Genomic DNA, 5,318 nt, shown 5'->3' on the forward strand with positions numbered 1-5,318 from the left:
GAAATAGCTCCCGACTTGCCGTGTTTGTCGGCAGATTCTCAGGAACCCGGCCGGACGAGGCCGGTTTCGTACGCCACGACGACGGCCTGGACTCGATCGCGGACGTCCAACTTCGTCAGGATTCGGCCGATGTGAGTCTTGATCGTCGCCTCGGACAGATGCAGGGCCTCCGCAATCTCGGCGTTGGACAAGCCGGTAGCCAAGTGCACCAGCACCTCGCGCTCGCGTCCGGTGAGCGCATCGAGAACGGCGGCATCGGTGGGCGACACGGACTGCTCGACGAACCTCGACAGCAAACGCTTGGTGACCTTCGGCGAGACGACGGCATCGCCTGCGGCCACGCTGCGAATCGCGGAGACCAGGTCCTCGGGTGGAGTGTCCTTGAGCAGGAATCCACTGGCCCCTGCCCGGAGTGCCCCGAGGACGTGTTCGTCGAGATCGAAGGTCGTCATCACCAGAACCTTGGCGTCCGAACCCGATTCGGTGATGCTGCGGGTGGCGGCGACGCCGTCGATGCCGGGCATGCGGACGTCCATCAGCACTACCGCCGGTGCCAGTCTGGCGACGGCCTCGACGGCACCCGCCCCGTCCGAGGCCTCCCCCACCACCTCGATGTCGTCCTGCGCCTCGAGCACCATGTTCAATCCCATGCGCATGAGTTCCTGGTCGTCCACGACGACAACGGTGATCGGCACCGACCCAACCTAGCCCTCACTCGATCGGCAGCGTTGCCCGCACGAGCCAATTGCCGTGCGGCGTCCGCCCGGCGTGCAGGGTGCCTCGAAGCACCGCTACTCGCTCGCGCATTCCGAGAAGTCCGTGTCCACCACCGTCCTCGGACGGTGGTGCGCCGGAGCCGTTGTCGGAGATCTCGACGGTGACCGCATCTTCTCCGCGAACCACCTTGACGACAGCGCGTGGCGCGTGACCGGCGTGGCGGAGGACGTTGGTCAGCGATTCCTGCACCAACCGGTGCACTCCCAGGCTGATCGCCGGACTGATGTCGTCCAGGTTTCCGGTCTGTTCGAGCTCGACGTTCAATCCGGCGCGACCCATCATCTCCACGACACGGGCCAGACCGGCGGTGCCGTACTGGGGCATGTCGTCCGAGTCGGGCGAGGTCCGCAGCAACGCGACCGTTCGACGCAGCTCGGCCAATGCCGAACGACCCGTTGCGGAGATGTTGGCCACGGCCTGCTCTGCGCGATCGGGATTGCGCCTGATGGCGTACGAGGCGCCGTCGGCCTGCACCACCATGACACTGACGCTGTGGGCGATGACGTCGTGCAGTTCGCGTGCAATGCGAGTGCGCTCGGTGAGCACGGCCTCTTCGGCGCGTCGGTCCCTGTCGTACTCGGCCACGACGAGTCGGGCCTGAGTCGCTTCGTCGTACGCCCGGCGGGCACCGAGAAATTCCGCCGCAACCCACGACAGGGCGTACATCAGCGCGCTGAACAGCAGTGTCGTGAACACCGGTTGGGCGAACAGAAGCAGGTTCGCGGCGGTGTACACGGCGAGTGCGGCGGCATAGACGCCGCCCTGAACTCGACCGACGTACGCGACCAGCGTGTAGAGCATGATCGGCAGGGCGAGCGCTGCCGGGTGACCGTTGTACGCATCGCCCACCAGGCTGCCCGCTATGTCGGAGCCGAGCGTGGTGACGAGAGTCAGTGCTGCGATCGTGCGGGGCAGACGCCGCCGCCACGCGACGGGAATCGTCAGCACGACCGAGAAGACCAGGAACAACGGCCCGTTCAGACCGTCGACCGAGCTGACGAACACCAGAATGTCGACGACGAACAGCCCGACGGCCAGCAGGGCATCGGCCACGAACGGCTGCCCACGGAGCCACAGACTGAATCGACGCATGTGATTGAGTTTGCCGTATGACTGCTGCCGACTGGGGATTGCTGATGGTCGCGGCCACGGCCGCCGGTTGGGTCGACGCCGTGGTGGGCGGAGGTGGCCTCATCCTGCTGCCGGCGATCCTTCTCGTGGCACCTCAGCTCACGCAGCAGGCAGCGCTGGCGACGAACAAGGCGACTGCCGTATTCGGTACGGTCGCCGCCGTCGTCACCTTCGCGCGGAAGGTCTCGCTGAATTGGGCGGTGCTGGTTCCGGCCGGCGTTCTCGCCGCCGTGGCCTCGGCAGCCGGTGCTGCTGCGGTGTCGTTGATCGATCGCGAGCTGTTCATCCCGATCATCATGGTCGTTCTCGTGGGTGTGGCCGTACTGGTCACCTGCCGTCCGACCATCGGTCTGAGCGCGGCACCGTCGCCGCCGACCCATCGCAAGGTTTTGATCGTCATCGGTTGTGCAGCTGCCGGAATTGGCTTCTACGACGGCATTCTCGGGCCCGGTACCGGAACGTTCCTGATCATCGTCTTCGCCACGATGCTCGGCACCGAGTTCGTGCGCAGCGCCGCGATGGCCAAGGTGATCAACGTCGGGTCCAACGTCGGTGCCCTCACCTTCTTCGCCATCACCGGCAGTGTCTACTGGCAGCTCGGAGCGGCCATGGCGGTGTGCAACGTGTTCGGTGCCGTCCTCGGGTCAAGAACGGCGGTCGCCCGCGGTGCCGGATTCGTGAGAATCGTCCTGCTCGTCGTGGTCGTGGGCATGGTGGTCCGACTCGGATGGCAACAATTCGGCTAGCGTCTTCAGGCGTGACGAGACAATCGGATCGATCGGTCGACGCCGACTTCCTTGCTCTGCCCCTGCAGGCCCTCGCGGACGCCGCCCTGAGCGCGGCCCGCTCGGCCGGGGCAACGCATGCAGATGTTCGCGTGCAGCGCTTGACGACTCAGTCGATATCGCTGCGCGACGGCTCCGTCCAATCCGCAATCGACGCCGGGGAGATCGGCCTCGCCGTACGGGTCGTGGTCGACGGCACCTGGGGTTTTGCATCGCACGCCGAACTCGGCACCGACGCAGCCGCAGCCACGGCCCGCAGTGCGGTCGAGGTGGCCACAGCGCTGCGCACGCTCAATCGCGAACGCGTCGAACTCGCCTCCGAGCCGGTGTACTCGAATGCGACGTGGGTGTCGGAGTACGACATCGACCCGTTCGAGGTACCCACCGCCGAGAAGGTGGCACTGCTGGCGGAGTATTCGTCCCGGCTGGCGGCGTCGGACGGCGTCGATCACGTCACCGCCTCGGTTCTGCAGGTCAAGGAGCAGTCGTTCTACGCGGATCTGGCCGGCAGCGGCATCACGCAGCAGCGGGTACGACTGCATCCCCAGTTCGAGGCCACCACGGTGGATCGATCCGCCGGTGCATTCGAGACCATGCGCACCCTCGCGCCACCCGTCGGACGAGGCTGGGAGTACCTGGGCGAGCACAGCACGTGGGACTGGGCCGACGAGCTGGCCCGGATCCCCGAATGGCTGGCCGAGAAGGTGAAGGCACCGTCCGTCGTGGCAGGCCCAACGGATCTCGTCATCGATCCGACCAACCTGTGGCTCACCATTCACGAGTCGATCGGGCACGCAACGGAATACGACCGTGCCATCGGCTACGAGGCCGCCTACGCCGGCACGTCGTTCGCGACCCCGGACCAGTTGGGGACGTTGCGCTACGGATCGCCCATCATGCACGTCACCGCCGACCGGACCGAGATCAACGGCCTGGCCAGCATCGGTTGGGACGACGACGGAGTGGCGTCGCAGAGATGGGACCTGGTCCGCGACGGCACACTGGTGGGCTACCAACTCGATCGAGTGTTCGCCCCCAAACTCGGTCTGGAGCGGTCCAACGGATGTTCGTACGCCGATTCTCCGCATCATGTTCCGATCCAGCGGATGGCGAACGTATCGCTGCAGCCCGACCCCGATGTCGATCGTTCCACCGCCGACGTCATCGGTGAGGTGGAGGACGGCATCTACGTCGTCGGCGACAAATCCTGGTCGATCGACATGCAACGGTACAACTTCCAGTTCACCGGCCAACGCTTCTACCGAATCCGCAACGGCGTGCTCGACGGCCAGGTGCGTGATGTGGCGTACCAGGTGACCACCACCGAATTCTGGGGTTCGATGGAACTGCTCGGTGGACAGTCCACGTGGCGACTCGGCGGCGCATTCAACTGTGGCAAGGCCCAACCCGGGCAGGTTGCCGCCGTCAGCCACGGCTGCCCCGTCGCGTTGTTCCGCGGCGTCAACGTCCTCAACACCCGATCGGAGGCAGGCCGATGATCGCGCCGCAGCTCGTGATCGAACGTGCACTCGCCCACGCGAGTGTCGACGACACCATCGTGATCGTCACCGACTCCAGCGACGCAACGCTGCGGTGGGCCGGAAACTCCATGACCACCAACGGAATTGCCACCTCCCGGCGCTGGGAGGTGATCTCGATCGTGCGAGAGGCCGACGTCGTTCGGGGCAGGAGTGGAGCCGGCGGAACGACCGTTCGAGTCGGCGCCGTGTCGTCGACGAGTGTCGATCCGGAGGACATCGAGGCTGTGGTCCGGGCCAGCGAGGCGGCGGCGCGATCGGCAGAGCCCGCCGAGGACGCGATGCCCTTGCTGCCTCGCGAGTCGGTCTCGGACCCACACGACTGGGACCGCCGAGCACAACATACGTCGATCGACGTGTTCGGTTCGCTGGCAACGGAATTGAACGTCGGATTCGATGGTGAGGATGCACTGTACGGATTCGCGCAGCACACCGTCGACAACGTCTGGCTCGGAACCTCGGCCGGGGTGCGTCGTACTTTCACACAGCCCACCGGATCGGTCGAGATCAATGGAAAGCGATCCGGTGCGAGCGCCTGGGTGGGCACCGGAACCACCGACTTCCGGAACGTGTCGGCCGAGTCGATGTTGGCGGAGCTGTCCACCCGGCTCGGCTGGGCCCGGAACACCATCGAACTGCCCGCCGGTCGCTATGAGACTGTGCTGCCCCCGTCGGCGGTGGCAGACCTGATGATCTATCTGATGTGGACCATGGAAGGCCGCGGAGCGCAGGAAGGCCGCACCGCACTCTCGCGGGCAGGTGGGACGCGAGTCGGCCAGAAACTCACCGACCTGCCGCTCACCCTGTACTCCGATCCACACGCATCCGGACTCGAGTACGCGCCGTTCGTGGTGGCCGGGTCGTCTAGTGATTCGGTGTCGGTGTTCGACAACGGCATGGACATCGAGCGCGTCGACTGGATCCGCGACGGATCGGTCTCCGCCCTGGCCTACCCACGTGCAGCGGCGCAGAAGTTCGGAGCCCCTGTCGCGGTCCCGGGCGAGAACCTCGTTCTGACGGGCGGCACCGACGTCGGTCTGGACAAGATGGTTGCCGACACCGAACGCGGGCTGCTCCTGACGACGCT

General features: G+C 66.0%; 5 protein-coding genes. 3 read left to right on the plus strand and 2 right to left on the minus strand.

The window, feature by feature from the left end:
• Positions 1-38 precede the first annotated feature (38 nt).
• On the minus strand, positions 39-695 hold the full coding sequence (locus tag A2J02_RS12865) for a response regulator (RefSeq protein WP_068050545.1): 657 nt from the start codon (positions 693-695) through the stop codon (positions 39-41).
• A gap of 16 nt (positions 696-711) precedes the next feature.
• Positions 712-1,869, minus strand: coding sequence for a sensor histidine kinase (locus A2J02_RS12870; protein ID WP_068050546.1), 1,158 nt, complete (start codon positions 1,867-1,869; stop codon positions 712-714).
• 17 nt (positions 1,870-1,886) lie between these two features.
• On the opposite strand from A2J02_RS12870, the gene A2J02_RS12875 reads away from it, so the two are divergent.
• From A2J02_RS12875 to A2J02_RS12885, 3 genes are all read left to right on the plus strand, one after another.
• Positions 1,887-2,654, plus strand: a complete 768-nt coding sequence (locus tag A2J02_RS12875; RefSeq protein WP_068050547.1) for a TSUP family transporter — start codon at positions 1,887-1,889, stop codon at positions 2,652-2,654.
• Complete coding sequence (locus A2J02_RS12880; protein WP_068050548.1) at positions 2,636-4,192, plus strand: TldD/PmbA family protein; 1,557 nt, start codon at positions 2,636-2,638, stop codon at positions 4,190-4,192. The genes A2J02_RS12875 and A2J02_RS12880 overlap by 19 nt, the downstream gene beginning before the upstream one ends.
• On the plus strand, positions 4,189-5,318 hold a 1,130-nt coding region (locus A2J02_RS12885; RefSeq protein ID WP_068050549.1), incomplete at its 3' end, for a metallopeptidase TldD-related protein. The genes A2J02_RS12880 and A2J02_RS12885, both read left to right, overlap by 4 nt.

It is taken from the genome of Rhodococcus sp. EPR-147 (assembly GCF_001647185.1).
GTDB lineage: Bacteria > Actinomycetota > Actinomycetes > Mycobacteriales > Mycobacteriaceae > Rhodococcoides.